The sequence below is a fragment of the Streptomyces sp. NPDC048514 genome (genome assembly GCF_043199955.1).
Lineage (GTDB): Bacteria > Actinomycetota > Actinomycetes > Streptomycetales > Streptomycetaceae > Streptomyces.
The window spans coordinates 101,062-118,927 of the sequence record NZ_JBICWT010000018.1 but is presented as its reverse complement, the minus strand read 5'-3'; the positions used below and the strand labels follow the sequence as shown (position 1 = coordinate 118,927).

Annotated in this window: 13 protein-coding genes; 3 read left to right on the top strand and 10 right to left on the bottom strand. The window is 72.3% G+C overall.

The window, feature by feature from the left end; translation table 11 throughout:
* Window positions 1-5: 5 nt before the first annotated feature.
* Both ACGFT2_RS33410 and ACGFT2_RS33405 read right to left on the bottom strand, forming a co-directional pair.
* On the bottom strand, window positions 6-3,734 hold the full coding sequence (locus ACGFT2_RS33410) for an ABC transporter ATP-binding protein (protein ID WP_393285889.1): 3,729 nt from the start codon (window positions 3,732-3,734) through the stop codon (window positions 6-8).
* Window positions 3,735-4,126: 392 nt separating this feature from the next.
* Complete coding sequence (locus ACGFT2_RS33405; protein ID WP_393285886.1) at window positions 4,127-5,059, bottom strand: serine hydrolase; 933 nt, start codon at window positions 5,057-5,059, stop codon at window positions 4,127-4,129.
* 334 nt (window positions 5,060-5,393) lie between these two features.
* Here ACGFT2_RS33405 and ACGFT2_RS33400 point away from each other — a divergent pair, with 334 nt between their 5' ends.
* On the top strand, window positions 5,394-5,774 hold the full coding sequence (locus ACGFT2_RS33400) for a hypothetical protein (protein WP_393285883.1): 381 nt from the start codon (window positions 5,394-5,396) through the stop codon (window positions 5,772-5,774).
* A gap of 105 nt (window positions 5,775-5,879) precedes the next feature.
* Here ACGFT2_RS33400 and ACGFT2_RS33395 read toward each other — a convergent pair whose 3' ends face one another.
* The 4 genes from ACGFT2_RS33395 to ACGFT2_RS33380 form a co-directional block, all read right to left on the bottom strand.
* Window positions 5,880-6,803 (bottom strand): serine hydrolase, encoded by a 924-nt coding sequence (locus tag ACGFT2_RS33395; RefSeq protein WP_393285880.1) that lies wholly within the window; start codon window positions 6,801-6,803, stop codon window positions 5,880-5,882.
* A 358-nt stretch (window positions 6,804-7,161) separates the two neighbouring features.
* Window positions 7,162-8,850, bottom strand: a complete 1,689-nt coding sequence (locus tag ACGFT2_RS33390) for a thiamine pyrophosphate-binding protein (RefSeq protein WP_393285877.1) — start codon at window positions 8,848-8,850, stop codon at window positions 7,162-7,164.
* A gap of 37 nt (window positions 8,851-8,887) precedes the next feature.
* Window positions 8,888-9,856, bottom strand: a complete 969-nt coding sequence (gene speB, locus ACGFT2_RS33385; protein WP_393285874.1) for an agmatinase — start codon at window positions 9,854-9,856, stop codon at window positions 8,888-8,890.
* 56 nt (window positions 9,857-9,912) lie between these two features.
* On the bottom strand, window positions 9,913-11,376 hold the full coding sequence (locus tag ACGFT2_RS33380; protein WP_393285871.1) for a sodium:solute symporter: 1,464 nt from the start codon (window positions 11,374-11,376) through the stop codon (window positions 9,913-9,915).
* 186 nt (window positions 11,377-11,562) lie between these two features.
* On the opposite strand from ACGFT2_RS33380, the gene ACGFT2_RS33375 reads away from it, so the two are divergent.
* Both ACGFT2_RS33375 and ACGFT2_RS33370 read left to right on the top strand, forming a co-directional pair.
* A complete protein-coding gene (locus tag ACGFT2_RS33375; protein WP_393285868.1) occupies window positions 11,563-13,305 on the top strand; it encodes a helix-turn-helix domain-containing protein in 1,743 nt (580 codons plus the stop codon).
* Window positions 13,306-13,459: 154 nt separating this feature from the next.
* Window positions 13,460-14,248, top strand: a complete 789-nt coding sequence (locus ACGFT2_RS33370) for a phosphatase (RefSeq protein WP_393285865.1) — start codon at window positions 13,460-13,462, stop codon at window positions 14,246-14,248.
* Window positions 14,249-14,312: 64 nt separating this feature from the next.
* On the opposite strand, the gene ACGFT2_RS33365 is transcribed toward ACGFT2_RS33370, so the two are convergent.
* From ACGFT2_RS33365 to ACGFT2_RS33350, 4 genes are all read right to left on the bottom strand, one after another.
* Window positions 14,313-14,666 (bottom strand): hypothetical protein, encoded by a 354-nt coding sequence (locus ACGFT2_RS33365; RefSeq protein WP_393285862.1) that lies wholly within the window; start codon window positions 14,664-14,666, stop codon window positions 14,313-14,315.
* 345 nt (window positions 14,667-15,011) lie between these two features.
* Entirely contained in the window at window positions 15,012-15,878 is an 867-nt protein-coding gene (gene tesB, locus ACGFT2_RS33360) for an acyl-CoA thioesterase II (RefSeq protein WP_393285859.1), read from the bottom strand.
* 36 nt (window positions 15,879-15,914) lie between these two features.
* On the bottom strand, window positions 15,915-17,072 hold the full coding sequence (locus tag ACGFT2_RS33355) for an acyl-CoA dehydrogenase family protein (protein ID WP_393285856.1): 1,158 nt from the start codon (window positions 17,070-17,072) through the stop codon (window positions 15,915-15,917).
* Between the two features lie 157 nt (window positions 17,073-17,229).
* Complete coding sequence (locus ACGFT2_RS33350; protein ID WP_393285853.1) at window positions 17,230-17,829, bottom strand: TetR/AcrR family transcriptional regulator; 600 nt, start codon at window positions 17,827-17,829, stop codon at window positions 17,230-17,232.
* Between the last annotated feature and the right edge of the window lie 37 nt (window positions 17,830-17,866).

Here is a 17,866-nt window from a genome sequence, read left to right as displayed (position 1 = left end):
GGGCGTCAGGCCTCGGCGGCGGACACGCCGACCGGTTCCTCCGGCTCGGACTGCCCCACGAAGGTCCGCCACAGCTCGGCGTACCGGCCGCCGAGGGCCAGCAGCTCCTCGTGGGTGCCGTCCTCCGCGACCCGGCCGTGGTCCATCACCACCACCCGGTCGGCGCGGGCGGCGGTGGTCAGCCGGTGGGCCACCACCAGGGTGGTGCGGCGGCCCGCCAGCCGGTCGGTGGCCTGGTTGACCTGGGCCTCCGTGGCCAGGTCGAGGGCGGCCGTTGCCTCGTCGAGGAGCAGGACGTCGGGGTCGACCAGTTCGGCGCGGGCGAGCGCGATCAGCTGGCGCTGACCGGCGGAGAGATTGCGGCCGCGCTCGGCGACCTCGTGCAGGTAGCCGCCCTCGAGCGTGGCGATCATCTCGTGCGCGCCCACCGCCCGGGCCGCGGCCTCCACCTCGGCGTCGGTGGCGCCGGGACGGCCGTAGGCGATGGCGTCGCGGACCGTGCCGGGGAAGAGGTAGGCCTCCTGCGGGACCACCCCGAGCCGGTGCCGGTACGAGGTGAGGTCGAGGGCGCGCAGATCGGTGCCGTCGACCGTGACCCGGCCGCCGGTGGGGTCGTAGAACCGGGCCACCAGCTTCACCACCGTCGACTTTCCGGCACCCGTCTCACCGACGAACGCCACCGTCTGCCCCGCCGGGACCGTCAGGCTGATGCCGGTGAGCGCCTCCTCGTCGTCCCCGTACGCGAAGCGCACGTCCTCGAAGGCGAGGTCGCCGCGCAGGGACCGGACCCGGAGGGGCGTCTCGGCGGTCTTCGTCGACGTCGGCTCGCGCAGCAGCTCCTGGATGCGGCCCAGCGACACCGTGGCCTGCTGATAGCCGTCGAAGACCTGGGAGAGCTGCTGGACGGGTGCGAAGAACAGGTCGATGTAGAGCAGGTACGCCACCAGCGCGCCGGTGGTCAGTGTGGCCGCCTCCACCCGGCCCGCGCCGGAGATCAGCACGGCCGCCACGGCGACCGAGGACAGCAGCTGGACGAACGGGAAGTAGATCGATATCAGCCACTGTCCGCGGATGCGGGCGGCCCGGTATGCGTCGCTGCGTTCGGCGAACCGGCGCGCGCCGTCCCGCTCCCGCCGGAAGGCCTGCACGATCCGCAGCCCGGCCACCGACTCCTGCAGATCGGCGTTCACCACCGACACCCGCTCGCGGGCGAGTTCGTAGGCCTTCACGCTGGCCCGGCGGAAGAAGAAGGTGGCCACGATCAGCGGGGGCAGGGTGGCGAAGACCACGAGGGCGAGCCGGACGTCGATCACCAGCAGGGCGACCATGATGCCGAAGAAGGTGACGACGGAGACGAACGCCGTGACCAGGCCGGTCTGCAGGAACGTCGACAGCGCGTCGACGTCCGTCGTCATCCGGGTCATGATCCGGCCGGTCAGCTCGCGCTCGTAGTAGTCGAGGCCGAGCCGCTGGAGCTGGGCGAAGATCTTCAGCCGCAGCGAGTACAGCACGCGCTCGCCGGTCCGGCCGGTCATCCGGGTCTCGCCGGTCTGCGCGGCCCACTGGAGGAGGACGGTCAGCAGGCCGAGCAGCGAGGCCGCCCACACGGCGCCGAGGGCCGTCCGGCTGACGCCCTGGTCGATGCCGTGCCGGATCAGCACCGGCAGCAGCAGGCCGGCGCCCGCGTCCACGCCGACCAGCAGCAGGCTGACCAGCAGGGGCCGGCCGAAGCCGTGCAGCAGCCGGCGCAGACCGTAGGAGTCCTCCGCGCGGACCGCCCGGCCCTCGTCCACGTCCGGGGTGTCGGTGGCCGGGGGCAGCGCCGCCACCTGGGCGAGGAGTTCGGGAGTGGCCGGGCTGCCGCCGAGCGCCTGGTCCTTCGGCTCGCGGTCGCCGGTCCACAGCCGGGGGGTCACGCCCCGCTCGGCGTCGAACTCGGCGTCCAGTTCCGCGCGGACGGAGGTGTCCTCCTGCGGCGCGGGCGGGCTCGTGTGGCCCGGGGAGACGCCGCCCAGCTCGTCCGGGTCGGTCAGCAGACGGCGGTAGAGGGCCGAGCGCTCCTGGAGTTCCTCGTGGGTGCCGAGGTCGGCGAGCCGGCCGCCGTCCAGCACGGCGATGCGGTCGGCCAGGTTCAGCGTGGAGCGGCGGTGGGCGATGAGGAGGGTCGTACGGCCCTGCATCACGTGCTTCAGCGCCTCGTGGATCTCGTGCTCGACGCGGGCGTCGACCGCCGAGGTCGCGTCGTCCAGCACCAGCAGGCGCGGGTCGGTGAGCAGGGCTCGGGCGAGCGCGAGGCGCTGCCGCTGGCCGCCGGAGAGGGTCAGGCCGTGCTCGCCGACCTTGGTGTCGTAGCCCTCCGGCAGCTCGGCGATGAAACGATCCGCCTGGGCGGCGCGTGCGGCGGCCTCGATCTCCTCCTGGCCGGCGTCCGGGCAGCCGTAGGCGATGTTGGCGCGGACCGTGTCCGAGAAGAGGAAGGAGTCCTCCGGGACCAGGCCGATCGCGGCTCGCAGCGAGTCCAGGGTCAGCTCGCGCACGTCGTGGCCGCCGAGCAGGACCGCGCCGTGCGTGACGTCGTAGAAGCGCGGCAGGAGCAGGGAGAGGGTGGACTTTCCGGAGCCGGAGGAGCCGACGACGGCGAGGGTCTCGCCGGGCCGGATCTCGAAGCTGAGCCCTTCGAGGACCTGGGGACCCGTGTCGTACGAGAAGGACACGTCGTCGAACTCGACGGTCGCCGGCGCGTCGGCGGGCAGTTCCCGCGTGCCCTCCCGCAGCGTCGGCTCGGTGTCGATCAGCTCCAGGACGCGCTCGGTGCCGGCGCGGGCCTGCTGGCCGACCGTGAGGACCACCGCCAGCATGCGGACGGGCCCGACGAGCTGGGCGAGGTAGGTGGAGAAGGCGACGAAGGTGCCGAGCGTGATGTGCCCGCGTACGGCGAGCCAGCCGCCGAGGGCCAGCATGGCGACCTGGCCGAGCGCGGGCACGGCCTGGAGGGCGGGGGTGTATCTGCTGTTCAGGCGGATGGTGCGCAGGCGGCCCGCGAAGAGACGGCGGCCGACCTCGCGCAGCTTGCCCGTCTCCTGCTCCTCCTGTCCGAAGCCCTTCACCACGCGTACCCCGCTCACCGCGCCGTCGACCACGCCCGCGACCGCGGCGGCCTGGGCCTGCGCGTACCAGGTGGCGGGGTGCAGCTTGGTCCGGCTGCGCCGGGCGATCCAGCCCAGCGCGGGCGCGACGGCGAGCGCGACCAGGGTCAGCGGCAGCGAGAGCCACGCCATGATCACCAGGGACATCAGGAAGAGCAGGACGTTCCCGATGGTCATCGGGAGCATGAAGAGCAGACCCTGGATCAGCTGGAGGTCGCTGGTGGCCCGGCCGATCACCTGACCGGTGGACAGCTCGTCCTGCCGGCGGCCGTCGAGCCGGGTGATGGCGCCGTACATCTCGGTCCGCAGGTCGTGCTGCACGTCGAGGGCGAGCCGGCCGCCGTAGAACCTGCGTATGTAGGTCAGGGCGTAGACCAGCAGGGCCGCGGCTATCAGGGCGCCCGCCCACGGTGCCATGGCGCGGCTGTGGTCGCCGATCACGTCGTCGATGATCACCTTGGTGACCAGCGGGACGATCGCGAGGACGGCCATGCCGGCGAGGGAGGAGCCGAGGGCCAGGACGAGGTCCTTCGGGTACCGCCGGGCGTAGCCGGCCAGCCTTCGTGCCCATCCCCGTTGCGCTGCCACGCGGGTGCCTTCCTGTCGACCGGACCTGCTCTGCCTGCTCTACCGGTAGACACCAACGCGCGGCGGGTGCGATTTCATCCCGCTGTAACAATCGCGGGTGCGGCGCCGGGCCGTGCGCGGGCACGGCGCCGGGGCGGATCCCCGCGAGCGGTTCGCGCGCGGGGGCGGCGCGGGGGGGCCCGGGCCGGCCCGTGCGCGGAAACCCGCCCCGGGTGGGCCGCCCTCAGGGGGTCGGGCGCCCTCGGCGCATGTCTGCGGCGCCCGGGTGGGTGCCGGCCCGCTCCCGGTGCGTCCGCCGGCACCGGTGCGGGCCCGCCGGCGCTCGGCCGGCCCTCCGCCAGGGCTCGGCCGAGCCTCCGCCAGTGCTCGGCCGGCCCTCCGCCGAAGCCGGGTCAGCCCCGTGCGGGTACCGCGACGAACGCCTCGGTGGGCCGGCTGGTCGGGGTGAAGCGCCTGGTGCCGGGGGTGGTCGGGACCAGGTCCCTGTGAATGGCCCCGGCCACGCTCTGGATGGTGGCGACGCCGTAGTCCATGGTGCTGTTGTCCTGCGTCAGCACACTCATCATGTAGTCGTGCCCGGCGCCGTTGAAGGTGCCCAGGCTGTGCACGCGCCAGCCGTGCGTGGCGCGCTCCAGCCAGCCGTTCTTGACGTGCACGGCGACCGTGGACGGCGCGCCGGCCGGGGTGCCCCAGCGCTGGTCGGCGACGACCTGCCCCATCAACTTCAGCATGTAGGCACGGGAGTTGTCACTGAGCACGCTGTTCTTGGCGGTGATCAGCTTGAGCAGCTTCTGCTCGTCGGTGACGTTCTCCTGGGTCAGGCCCCAGTAACCGTCGGCGCCCGGCGTGGTCTTCGTCATCCCGGCGGCGGCCAGGAAGCCCTTGATCTTCGTCAGGCCCAGCTGCTTCCACAGCTTGCTGGTGGCGTCGTTGTCCGACTGGGTGATCATGGCCTTGGCGAGCGTGTCCTCGGTGTCGGTCAGGTACCGGCCGGTCTTCTTCGCGTCCCACAGCAGCGTGGCGAGCACGGTGACCTTGACGGTGCTGGCCGAGTCGAAGGCGGTGGTGGCGCCCAGCGTGCAGGTGGTGTCCGTACCGCGGTCGTACAGGCCGACGGCGACCGTGCCCTTGCGGTCCTTCAGGGCGGCGGTGATGTCCTTGGTCAGCTTGTCGGCGAGGCCCGCCTTGCCGGACGTACAGCTGACGGCGGGCGCGGGCGTGGGCGCCGCGGCGGCCGGAGTGGCGGCCGTGACGGCCGGCACGAGCACCGCGGCACCGAGAGCGGCCGCGAGCGCGCCGGCCCGGCCGGATATCCGATGGGTCATGAAGAGCTTCCCCCTTGAACGTCGTACGGGCGTTCCGTGAACACCGCCCTTCATGTCTCCGGGCTGCCTGATCCGGCTACCGGGGACGGCGGCGGCTGTACGCATGTTCGCAGGGCGCAAGTTCGAATGATCAGGGGGATGGCCGTAAGGCCGAAAACCTCCGCCGGCCGGGCGAGTTGCCGGAAAAATCCGCCGGCCGCCGGCCACCGGTCGCCGTCCTTGTGCCCTCGTGCGCCCTCCCGTGCCTCTTCCGCAACCGCCGCCGTCCCCGCGAGGCTCTGCGCCACGCCGCCGTCCGGTCATGGGGCGGGGCACTATCGGGGAGGGGAAGACGATGGGTACGAGAACGGGCAGACATCGCGCCGCGATCGGGGCCGCCCTCGCACTGCTGGCGGGGCTCGGGACGATGGCGGCGACGGCGTCCCCGGCGGCAGCGGCCACCGGGGACGTGCTGGTTCTGCAGAAGGGCAGCACGGGCAACCTGGTGACCCTGCAGACCTTCCTGTTCCTTCCGGGCATCACCGAGCAGAGCGACGGCGTCCAGGCCGGGGCCACCCAGTTCGCGGTCACCAACCTCACGAACGGGACCCTCACCCTGACGGAGAAGACCCCGGCGGGCGCCGTCCTGCACAGCGACTCGATCGCGGCCGGCCGGTCGGGCACGTTCGCCGTGACGGGCGGTGACACCGTGGCCCTCACGGTGCCGTCCGACTAGGGCCTGTCCGCACCCGTGAAGCGGCTGGGACCGCCCATGGCCGCCGTGGAGCCCGTCGGCTCCACGGCGGAACGGACGGCTCGGGTGCGCTCCCGAGCCGGACCGTCAACCCCGCGGCGGTACGGCCACGAAGGCCTCGGTCGGACGGCTGGTGGGGGTGTAGCGCGTGACACCGGCCCTCGTCGCCACCAGGTCCTTGTGGACGGCCTTGGCCACGTTCTGGATGGTGGTGACGCCGTAGCCCATGGTGCTGTTGTCCTGCGTCAGCACGCTGATCATGTAGTCGTGGCCGGCGCCCTTGAACGTACCCAGGCTGTGCACACGCCAGCCGTGCGTGGCGCGCTCCAGCCAGCCGTTCTTGACGTGCACGGAGACGGAGGACGGCGCACCGGCCGGGGTGCCCCAGCGCTGCGAGGAGACGACCTGGCCCATCAGCTTCTGGATGTACTCACGGGAGTTGTCGCTGAGCACGCCGTTCTTGGCGGTGATCAGCTTGAGCAGCTTCTGCTCGTCGGTGACGTTCTCCTGGGTCAGGCCCCAGTAACCGCCCGTGCCCGGCGTGGTCTTCGTCATCCCGGCGGCGGCCAGGAAGCCCTTGATCTTCGTCGGGCCCAGCTGCTTCCACAGCTTGCTGGTGGCGTCGTTGTCCGACTGGGTGATCATGGCCTTGGCGAGCCTGGTCTCGGTGCTCGTCAGGTACCGGCCGTGCTTCTTCGCGTCCCACAGCAGCGTGGCTAGCACGGTGACCTTGACGGTGCTGGCCGAGTCGTAGGCGCTGGTCGCGCGCAAGGTGCAGGTGGTGTTCGTACTGCGGTCGTACAGGCCGACGGCGACCGTGCCCTTGCGGCCCTTCAGAGCGGCCGTGATGTCCTTGGTCAGCTTGTCGGCGAGGCCCGCCTTGGCGGACGTACAGCTCACCGCCGGGGTGGCCGCGGCAGCCGGGGTGGCGGCGGTGACGGCCGGTATGAGCAGTGCGGCACTGACGGCGGCCGCGAGCGCGCCGGCCCGGCCGGGCGTCCGGAAAGTCATGGAAAGTTCCCCCTTGAAAGTCGAACGGGCGTCCCCCTGAACGCCGTTCGGCGCACCTGTGCGCCAACTTGTTCGACGGGCCGGAGCGGCCAAAGGTTGCACGCCTGTTCGCACCACGGGAGTTCGACACGGCGATGAGCCACGCGAGGCGCCCCGGCCATCGCGGGCGACGGAATGCGAACGGCCTGGTCAGGACCGTCGAACCCGTGATCACCTTCCGGTACGGCTCAGCGCGGGACCGGTCCCGCCCATCCCACGTCTTCGCTCGCACCAGTGATGGTGATCCTCCATCAGGGCGTGTCCCACTCCCGGCCCCGCTCGGGGCGCCCCGGGTCCCGCCGTCCGGCGGGTGGGTGTGTCACTCCCCCAGGTGCGTGGGTGCGAACATCCGCAGCACCGCCGGGAGTACGACCACCGACGGGCCCGGTGCCGAGAATGCCTTCGTGAGGTCCTGCTCCAGCGTTTCCGGGGTCGTACGGACGCCCGGTACGCCGAAGGACTCCGCCAGGGCCACGTAGTCCGGGCGGGTCAGTTCCGTGGCCGTCGCCTGGCCGAAGGCGTCCGTCATGTATTCGCGGAGGATGCCGTAGCCGCCGTCGTCGACGATGAGCCAGGTGACCGGGAGGTCGTACTGGCGGGCCGTGGCCAGTTCGGCGATGGAGTACAGGGCACCGCCGTCACCCGACACCGCCAGCACCGGGCGCGTCGGGTCGGCCGCCGCCGCGCCCAGTGCCGCCGGGAAGCCGTAGCCGAGGCCGCCGGCGCCCTGGGCCGAGTGCATGGTGTTCGCGCCCCGGGGATCGAACGCCGACCAGGCCCAGTAGGCGAGGATCGTCATGTCCCAGAAGGACGGCGAGTCGGCCGGGAGGGCCCGGCGGACCGACGCCAGCACGTCCTGCTCCAGGGTGAGTCGCTGACCGGAGATGCGGTCCGCGACCTTGGCGAGGAGGTCCCGCACCCGGTCCCGCGCCGACTCGTCCGGCCGGTCCCGCACCGTCTCCAGCAGGGCCTGGAGCGCCAGGCGGGCGTCCGCGTGGATGCCGAGGGCGGGGTGGTTGGACTCCAGCTTGCCGAGGTCCGCCTCGATCTGGACGACCCGGCCCCGGGGCTTGAACGTGTGGTAGTTGGAGGAGAGTTCACCGAGACCCGAGCCGACCACCAGCAGGACGTCCGCGTCCTCCAGGAAGTCGGTGGTGTGACGGTCCTCCAGCCAGGACTGCAGGGAGAGGGGATGTTCCCAGGGGAAGGCGCCCTTGCCGCCGAAGGTGGTCACGACGGGCGCGTTCAGCCGCTCGGCCAGCGCCCTGAGCTTGCCCGGGGCGTCCGCGCGTACGACCCCGCCGCCCGCGATGATCGCCGGGCGGGACGCGTTCGACAGCAGGTCGGCGGCCACCGCCGTCAGTTCGGGGCGCGGGACGAGGTCGTCCGGGGTCGCGTCCATCGCCGTCACCACCGGCAGGGCCGTCTCCGCGAGCAGTACGTCCTGCGGGATCTCCACCCACACCGGGCCGTGCGGGGCGGTCAGCGCCGACCGCCAGGCCGCCGCGATCGCCGACGGGATCTGGGACTGGGTGCGGACGGTGTGGACCGACTTGACGACACCCCGGAACGAGGCCGTCTGGTCGGGGAGTTCGTGGAGGTAGCCGTGGCGGCCGCCGCCCAGGCCCGCCGTCGGGATCTGGCTGCTGATCGCCAGGACCGGGGCGGAGGCGGCCGCCGCCTCCTGGAGGGCGGCGAGCGAGGTCAGGGCGCCGGGGCCGGTCGACAGCAGCAGCGGGGCCGCCTCGCCGGTGACCCTGCCGTACGCGTCGGCCGCGAAGCCCGCGTTGTTCTCCACCCGCAGGCCGATGTAACGCAGCGCGGAGCGGCGCAGGGCGTCGAACATGCCGAGGGCGTGCTGGCCGGGCAGACCGAAGACGGTCGTCGCGCCCAGCCCGGCCAGGGTCTCCACGACCAGGTCTCCGCCGTTGCGGCCGGGGGGCGGGTTCAACGCTGCCTGCGTCTGCTCGGGCGTCGGGCTGAGTACCAGGTCGTGGTCGTGAGTCACTGCTCTCGGTCCCCTAGGAAACGTCAGGTAAGGAGCGTCAGGCGTTGCGGGACGCCGCGATCTGGCGGCTCATGATGGTGGTCAGTTCGTAGGCCGTGTGGGAGGCCGCGACCGAGGTGATCTCCGCGTGGTCGTACGCGGGAGCGACCTCGACGACGTCCGCCGAGACCAGATTGCAGGAAGCCAGCCCGCGCAGGATCTCCAGCAGCTCGCGGGAGGTCATGCCGCCGGCCTCCGGGGTGCCGGTGCCGGGCGCGTGGGCCGGGTCGAGGCAGTCGATGTCGATGGAGATGTACAGCGGGCGGTCGCCGATGCGCTGGCGCAGCTGGTCGGCGACCTCGTCGGCACCCCGGCGGTAGACGTCGGCCGAGGTGACGATGCCGAAGCCCATCTTCTCGTCGTCGGTGAGGTCCTGCTTGCCGTAGAGCGGACCGCGGGTGCCGACGTGGGAGAGCGCCTCGGTGTCGAGGATGCCCTCCTCCACCGCGCGGCGGAACGGGGTGCCGTGGGTGTACTCGGCGCCGAAGTAGGTGTCCCAGGTGTCCAGGTGCGCGTCGAAGTGGAGCAGGGCGACCGGGCCGTGCTTCCTGGCGACCGAGCGCAGCAGCGGCAGGGCGATGGTGTGGTCGCCGCCCAGGGTCATCAGCCGGGCGCCGGTGCCGAGCAGGTCGTCGGCGGCGGCCTCGATGGTGTCCACGGCCTCGTTGATGTTGAACGGGTTCACGGCGATGTCGCCGCCGTCCGCGACCTGGGCGAGGGCGAAGGGGGACGCGTCCTGCGCCGGGTTGTAGGGGCGCAGCAGCCGGGACGCCTCGCGGATGGCGTTGCCGCCGAAGCGGGCGCCCGGCCGGTACGAGACACCGGAGTCGAACGGCACGCCCACGACCGCGACGTCGGCGGTGCCGACCTCGTCCAGGCGGGGCAGCCGGGCGAAGGTCGCGGGTCCGGCGTACCGCGGGACGCGGGAGGAGTCGACGGGGCCGCGGGGCGTCTCGTTGCTGCTCATGGTGAAATGCCTTCTTTCTTGCGCTTCATCGCGCATGTACTGCTTTCCCTATGACTCTACTGGTGAGCCGGGACCGGTTCGGACGGGAGTTCGGGGGACCGTCCGGCCAGGCGCTCACGCCAGGTGGCGAGGACCGACTCGTCGGTGGGCCTGGTCGCCAGGGAGACGGCGACGTAGGCGACGAGGGAGGCCAGCAGGCCGTAGTAGACGGGCTCGTTGGCGAGGATGCCGTAGCCGGCCATCAGGCCGATCACGGCGAGGCCGCCGACGATCACGGAGGCGAGAGCACCCTGCGCGGTGCCCCGCTTCCACAGCAGGCCGCCGAGGATGGGCACGAGCAGGCCGCCGACGAGGAGGTCGTAGGCCAGCGTCAGCGCCTCGACCACGTTGTTGAGCGCGATCGCGGTGCCGATCACCGCCACGCCCATGACCAGGATGAACGCCCGGTTGCCCGCGACCTCGTCGTGCTGCTCGCCGCCGTCGCGCCGGACGGCACCGCGCAGCCGGGACCAGATGTCGTTGTTGGCGACGGTGGCGCAGGCGATCAGGGCGCCCGAGGAGGTGGACATCACGGCGGCGAGGGCTGCGGCCAGGACCAGTCCGCGCACGCCGACGGGGAGTTCGTCCTTGACGATGGTGGCGAAGGCGTCGTCCGGGCTGCCCAGCTTGGGGTAGAGCACCCTGGCGGCCGTGCCGATCACCGCACCGGCGAGCGCGTAGACCAGGCAGTAGGTGCCGGCGACCGTGCCGCCCCACCGGGCGGTCCGGTCGCTGCGGGCGGTGAACACGCGCTGCCAGATGTCCTGGCCGATCAGCATGCCGAACGTGTAGATCAGGACGTACGTGAAGATCGTCTCGCCGCCGATGCCCAGCGGGTCGAAGTACTCGGTCGGCAGCTTCGCCTTCATCTCCGAGAAACCGCCGGCCTTGACGACCGCGATCGGCAGCAGGAGCAGCAGCACGCCGATGGTCTTCACCACGAACTGGACCATGTCCGTCAGCGTGATGGACCACATGCCGCCGAGGGTGGAGTACGCGACGACGATCGCGCCGCCGATGACGATCGCCACCGTGCGGTTCACGTCGAACAGGACGTCGAAGATCGTGGCGTAGGCGATCGTTGAGGTCACCGCGAGCATGAGGGTGTAGGCCCACATGACCACGCCCGAGATCACGCCCGCCCGGCCGCCGTAGCGCAGGTCGAGCATCTCGGAGACGGTGTAGACCTTCAGCCGGGCGATGCGGGCGGAGAAGAAGACCGAGAGGGCCAGCAGGCCGAGGCCGATGGTGAAGACCATCCAGGCGCCGGAGAGGCCGTACCGGTATCCGAGGCCCACGCCGCCGATCGTGGACGCGCCGCCGAGGACGATCGCCGCCATGGTGCCGGAGTACATGGCCGGGCCGAGACGGCGGCCGGCGACCAGGAACTCGCTCTTGGACCTGGCCCGCCGCATGCCCCACCAGCCCATGGCCAGCATGCCGACGAGATAGACGACGATCACTGTGTAGTCGACGGCCATGGGGCGGCCCTCCTTCGCTCACGGTCGGTGGCGTGTCGTGCAAAGACGTGGGTCCCTCCGGAGAGGGGGTGACGGCAGCGGATCGCGGGGACATCCGCCCGTACCCGCGGCTGCCGTTCCGTGTCGACACTAGGTGGCCGGAAAGCGACTGCGAAGAGTACGTTTCATCCATATGAACAGGGCGGGATGGAGGAATCGCACATCATGCCGGAGACGATCGCCCCAGCAGTCCCACCGACCCCACCCATCGCGCTCTCGGCCCTGCTGGCCCGGGAGGACCTGGGGATGCGCCAGATCGCGGGCCCCACGGACCGGGGCACGGTGATCCACTGGGCGCACACCTCGGAGATGGCCGACCCGTACCCGTACCTGCTGGGCGGCGAGCTGCTCCTGACGGCCGGGGTGCACGTCCCAGCGGGAGCGGGGGGCGATCCGGAGCGGGATCCGGGGCAGGGGCGGGATCCGGAGCGGGAGCCGGGACAGGAGCCGGCGGGGGGTCCTGAGCGGGAACCGGGAGCGCGGCCGGGGGCGGAGCGGGAGCAGGGGTCCGGCGGCCACGGCTACTTCGACGGCTACGTCTCCCGGATCGTGGCGGCCGGCGGCGCGGCCCTCGGCTTCGGGCTGGCGCCGGTGCACGACACGGTGCCGGCCGCCCTGATCGCCGCCTGCGACGCGCACGGCCTGCCCCTGCTGGAGGTGCCGCCGCAGACCACCTTCTCCGGGGTGGCGCGCGCGGTGTGGCAGCTGATGGCCCAGGCCCGCCTGGCGGAGCTGCGCCGCGTCACGGAGGCCCAGCAGAGCCTCGCGGCGGCCGCTTCCCGTCCGGATCCGGTTCCCTCGGTGCTGCGCCAGCTGGCCCAGCGTCTCGGTGGCCGCGCGGTCCTGTACGGGCCCGACGGCACGGGCGTCGCGGGGGCCGGCCGGGAGACACCCGAGAAGGTGCGGGCGGCGCTGGCGCAGCTGGCCGGAGTGGTCAGGCCGGCGTCCGCCGCCCCCGCGGCTCCTCGCCACGCGCCCGCCGCCTCCGCGTCCCTTCCCCACGCGCCCGCTCCCCCTGGGCCCCCTCCCGCCGCCCGGCCGCTGCCCGCCTCCGCCACGGACTCCCTCGGCACCACCCACCTCGCCGTCTACGCCCTCGGTGCCGGTGAGGGCTTCGTGCTCGGTGTGGCCACCCCGCGCCGCGAGCCCGGTGACCACACCATCGCCTCGGTCGCCGCCGTACTGCTGTCACTGCTGACCGGTGCGCACCAGAGCGGCGGCGGCGCCGCCCGCTCCTCCGCCCTGGTACGGCTGTTGCTGGGCGCCCCGCCCGAGCAGGTGGCCCCCCTGCTCGGCGCCGACCGGTGGCTCGTGGTGCACGCGCGGCCGGAGGCCCAGGGCCCGCCGGGCGCCCGGCCCCGCTCACTCGGGGGCGATCCCCATGACGCCGTCGCCGCCTCCGCCCTCGGCGCGGCCCTGGGCTCGCCGCTGGTCGACCTCGACCATGACGTCGTACGGGTGCTGGTGCCGGCCGGACGGGAGCCGGAGCCGCAGCCCGGCTGGACGCTCGGGGTGAGTGCCGCCGTGGCGCCGCACGACTGGCCCGCCGCCGACACCCAGGCCGAGCGCGCCCTCGCCCGCGCCCGCGCCACCCGCGCCCCGCTGGTCCGGCACGCGGCCCGGCCGGCGCTGGCGGACCTGGTGCAGCGGGCGGACGCCGAGACGCATGCCCGCACGCTGCTGGCGCCCCTCGCGGGACAGGCCGCGCTCGCCGAGACCCTGCGCACCTGGCTTTCGCTGCACGGCAGTTGGGACCGCACCGCGGTGGCGCTGGACGTGCACCGCAACACCGTGCGGCAGCGGATCGCCCGCTGCGCCGCCCTGTTGGACAGGGACCTGGACGACGCGGACGTGCGCATGGAGCTGTGGTTCGCGCTGCGGCAGGGCTGACGGCACGACCGGGTGACGGCCCGGTGCGGGCCGCTCCAGCGGTGGTTCGCGCCGCGACGGCACCACGGCACGGCCGGGCGGGCCCCCGGTGACGACCGTCCCAGGGTGCGATATGCCGAGGACGCCCGCGGCGCGCTGCCCCACAATGGAAGGCATGCCGATATCCGGGACACCCAGCCGCGCCCAGCTCGTCGACCACCTGGTGAGGACCCGTATCGCGGGGGACGTCGCCACCCCCCGCGAGAACAACCTCTCCCACTACCGCCAGCTCGCCAACGGGGTCCGCAACTTCTGGCTCGGCCTGGAGCTGGGCGACCGCTGGACGGACGAGCAGGACGTGCTCGCGGTCATGGCCGAGCGGGTGGGCGTCAGCGACGACCCCGGCCACCGGTACGGGCAGGACACGATCGACCCCGAGCTGACCGTGGACGCGCTGGACCGCATGGCGGCGCGGCTGCGCAAGGCGGCCGAGGGGCGTCAGCGAGTGCTGTTCGCGACCGGTCACCCGGGCGGCCTGCTGGACGTGCACCGGGCCACGGCGGAGGCGCTGCGGGCCGCCGGCTGCGAGATCGTCGTCATCCCCGAGGGGCTGCAGACGGACGAGGGGTACGTCATGCAGTTCGCGGACGTGGCCGTGCTGGAGCACGGGGCGACGTTGTGGCACACCCACTCCGGGGAGCCGATGCGGGCCGTTCTGACGGGCCTTGAGCGCGAGGGGCGCCCGCTGCCGGACCTGGTCGTGGCCGACCACGGCTGGGCCGGGTACGCGGGACAGCACGGCGTCGACTCCGTCGGGTATGCCGACTGCAACGACCCGGCGCTGTTCCTCGCCGAGTCCGAGGGCACCGTCCAGGTGGTCGTACCCCTCGACGACCATGTGGTCAGCCCGCGCCACTACGACCCGCTGACGGCGTATCTGCTGGCCGAGGCCGGTCTGGCCTGACACGGCGGCAACAGAGATGTGCGGCCCCGGTGAGGCCGCACATCGTGGTCAGTCGCCGGTCGGGTCAGTGACCGCCACCACCGTGACCGCCGCCACCGCCGTGGCCACCGCCACCGCCGTGACCGCCGCCGCCACCGTGGTCGCCACCGCCGTAACCGCCGTGGTCGCCACCGCCGTAACCGCCGTGGTCACCGCCGCCGTAACCGCCGTGGTCGCCGCCGTAGTCGCCGCCGTAGTCGCCGCCGCCCCAGCCGTAGTCGTCGTCGTCATCGTCGTCGCCCCACCAGCTGTCGCCGTGGTGACCGTTCCCGTAACTGTCGCTGTAGGAACTGTGCGAGTTGCCGTAGTCCGAGGCGGAGGCGGCACCTGCCGTTCCGATCGCGGCTCCGCCGGCCAGCAACAGGCCAGTGGCGGACATGGCGACAAGACGCCTCGTGCGCTGTGATCGCATGGGAATACCTTCCATCTCCATCGTCTCTCGCGGTTCCCTGCGGGGCAGGAGCGAGGTGGATGGCCGTCGCCGCTGCGAAACGTGGGAGTGCGGCACGGTCTTGAGGGGCCACCGCAGGACTTGAGCGAAGCGGATGCCACCGACGCCGGCGCCTGCAGCCCACCCGTACGTGATCACGTCAGCGGATGCTGCGGCTGAGATCCCGCGGTTCCGGGGCCTCGCCGACCGAGGATGCCGCTCACTGCGGCTTTCACTCCAAGAGCCTAATCCCGCTTGCGTCACTCGTCATCTCGAACGGCACCCACGTCACTTTCAGCGCGGGACGCGGACCACGCCCTCCTGGATCACCGAGACGGCGAGGCGGCCGTCCTGGGTGTGGATGCGGGCCTGACCGAGGCCACGGCCGCCGTGAGCGGACGGGGACTCCTGGTCGTAGAGGAGCCATTCGTCGGCGCGGAAGGGGCGGTGGAACCACATCGCGTGGTCCAGGGAGGCGCCCACGACGTCGCCGACCGCCCAGCCGCCGCGCCCGTGGGCGAGCAGCACGGAGTCGAGCAGGGTCATGTCGGAGACGTAGGTGGCGAGGACGACGTGCAGCAGGGGGTCGTCGTCGAGTTTGCCGTTGGTGCGGAACCACACCTGCGAGTGCGGCTCCCGCGGCTCGCCGAACTGCCCGTACGGCGGCTCGTCCACGTACCGCAGGTCGATCGCCTCGCGGGCCTGAAGGAACCGCTCGACGACGTCGGGCGCGAGGTGGCCGTAGTCGCGCAGCCGCTCCTGGGATGTCGGCAGGCTCGCCGGGTCCGGGGCGGCCGGCATCGGCGCCTGGTGGTCGAGCCCTTCCTCGTACGTCTGGAAGGACGCCGACAGGTGGAAGATGGGCTTGCCGTGCTGGACGGCGACCACGCGGCGGGTGGTGAAGGACCGCCCGTCACGGATGCGGTCCACGGTGTAGACGATCGGCGCACCCGGGTCACCGGGGCGCAGGAAGTAGGCGTGCAGGGAGTGGGCCGGCCGGTCGGCGGGGACCGTCCGCCCCGCGGCGACCATCGCCTGCGCCGCGACCTGCCCGCCGAAGACCCTGGGTACGACGGCGGAGCGGGACTGGCCGCGGAAGATGTTCTCCTCGATCTGCTCCAGGTCGAGCAGATCGAGGAGATCCTGAAGTGCCTGGCTCATGGCGTTCAGTTGTACCGGCCGGTGATCGCGGAGGCCTTACAGGCCCATGTCCTTGGCGATGATCGTCTTCATGATCTCGCTGGTGCCGCCGTAGATGCGGTTGACGCGGTTGTCCGCGTACAGGCGGGCGATCGGGTACTCGTTCATGTAGCCGTAGCCGCCGTGCAGCTGCAGGCAGCGGTCGATCACGCGGTGGGCGACCTCGGTGCAGAAGAGCTTGGCGGAGGCGGCCTCGGCGGGGGTCAGTTCACCGGCGTCCAGGGCCTCCGTGGCGCGGTCGGCGACGGCCTCGGCCGCGTCCACCTCGGCCTGGCAGGCGGCCAGCTCGAACTTGGTGTTCTGGAAGTGGGCGACGGGCTTGCCGAAGACCGTGCGCTCCTGCACGTAACCCTTGGCGAACCGGACGGCCGCCTTGGCCTGCGCGTAGGCGCCGAAGGCGATGCCCCAGCGCTCGGACGCCAGGTTGTGGCCGAGGTAGTAGAAGCCCTTGTTCTCCTCGCCCAGCAGGTCCTCGACGGGCACCTTGACGTCGACGAAGGCCAGCTCGGCGGTGTCGGAGGTCTTCAGGCCCAGCTTGTCGAGCTTGCGGCCGACGGAGTAGCCCTCGGACTTGGTGTCCACCGCGAACAGGGAGATGCCGTGCCGGCGGTCCTCGGCGGTCGGCGCGGCGGTGCGGGCGCAGACGATCACCTTGTCGGCGTGCACACCGCCGGTGATGAAGGTCTTGGCGCCGTTGAGGACGTAGTGCGTGCCGTCCTCGGAGAGCTTGGCGGTGGACTTCATGCCCGCGAGGTCGGAGCCGGTGCCCGGCTCCGTCATCGCGATGGCCCACATCTCCTCGCCGGTGACGAACTTCGGCAGGTAGCGCTTCTTCTGCTCGTCGGTGGCGAGCATCTTGATGTAGGGCAGGGCGAGCAGCACGTGCACGCCGGAGCCGCCGAACTGGACGCCCGCGCGGGCGGTCTCCTCGTAGAGAACGGCCTCGAACTTGTGGCTGTCCAGGCCCGCGCCGCCGAACTCCTCGGGCACGTTGATGCCGAAGATGCCCAGCTCGCCCAGCTTGTGGTAGAAGTCGCGCGGCGCCTGACCGGCGGCGAACCACTCGTCGTAGACGGGCACGACCTCGGCCTCGATGAAGGCGCGAAGGGTCTCCCGGAACGCCTCGTGATCCTCGTTGAACACCGTACGGCGCACGCCGCCCACCTCCACGTCTGTCTAAGCGCTTGCTCAGACTCGAAGATACCGGCGAGTAAGGCGATGCGTCCAGGGTGAGCTAGCCCACCCTGCTCCGGCTCCACGGGGAACGGGATCGGGAAGGCGCCGGGAGTGGGGCGGGAGAGGCACCGGCCCCCTACTCCGCGCCCGCCGACGCGAACGCCCCCCGGGCCATCCGGTGCAGCATGGCCGCCGTGGCGGCCCGGCCGGGGAGCGTGCCCGCGCGGCCCAGGTGCGGCGTGGAGTTCAGCAGGCCGAAGACCGAGTGGACCGCCGAGCGGGCCGAGGGCTCCGTCAGCCCCGGGTACACCTCGCGCACCACCTCCACCCACAGCTCGACGTACTGCCGCTGGAGCTGGCGCACCAGCTTGCGGTCGCTGTCGCGCAGGCGGTCCAGCTCACGGTCGTGCAGCGTGATCAGGGGGCGGTCGTCGAGGGCGAAGTCGATGTGGCCCTCGATCAGCGAGTCCAGGACCGCCGGGGCGCCACCGTCCCCGTCGGTCTCCGCCAGTCGCCGCTTGGCCCCGGTGAGCAGCTGCCCGCTGATGCCGACGAGCAGCTCGGCGAGCATCGCGTCCTTGCCCGGGAAGTGCCGGTAGAGGCCGGGGCCGCTGATGCCGACCGCGGCGCCTATCTCGTCCACGCCGACACCGTGGAAACCGCGTTCGGCGAAGAGCCGGGCGGCTTCCTTGAGGATCTGCTCACGGCGGGTGGGCGCGTCGGTTCTGGTGACCATGCAGCCAATTCTAGACAGCGAGGTTAGCGGTCGTTAA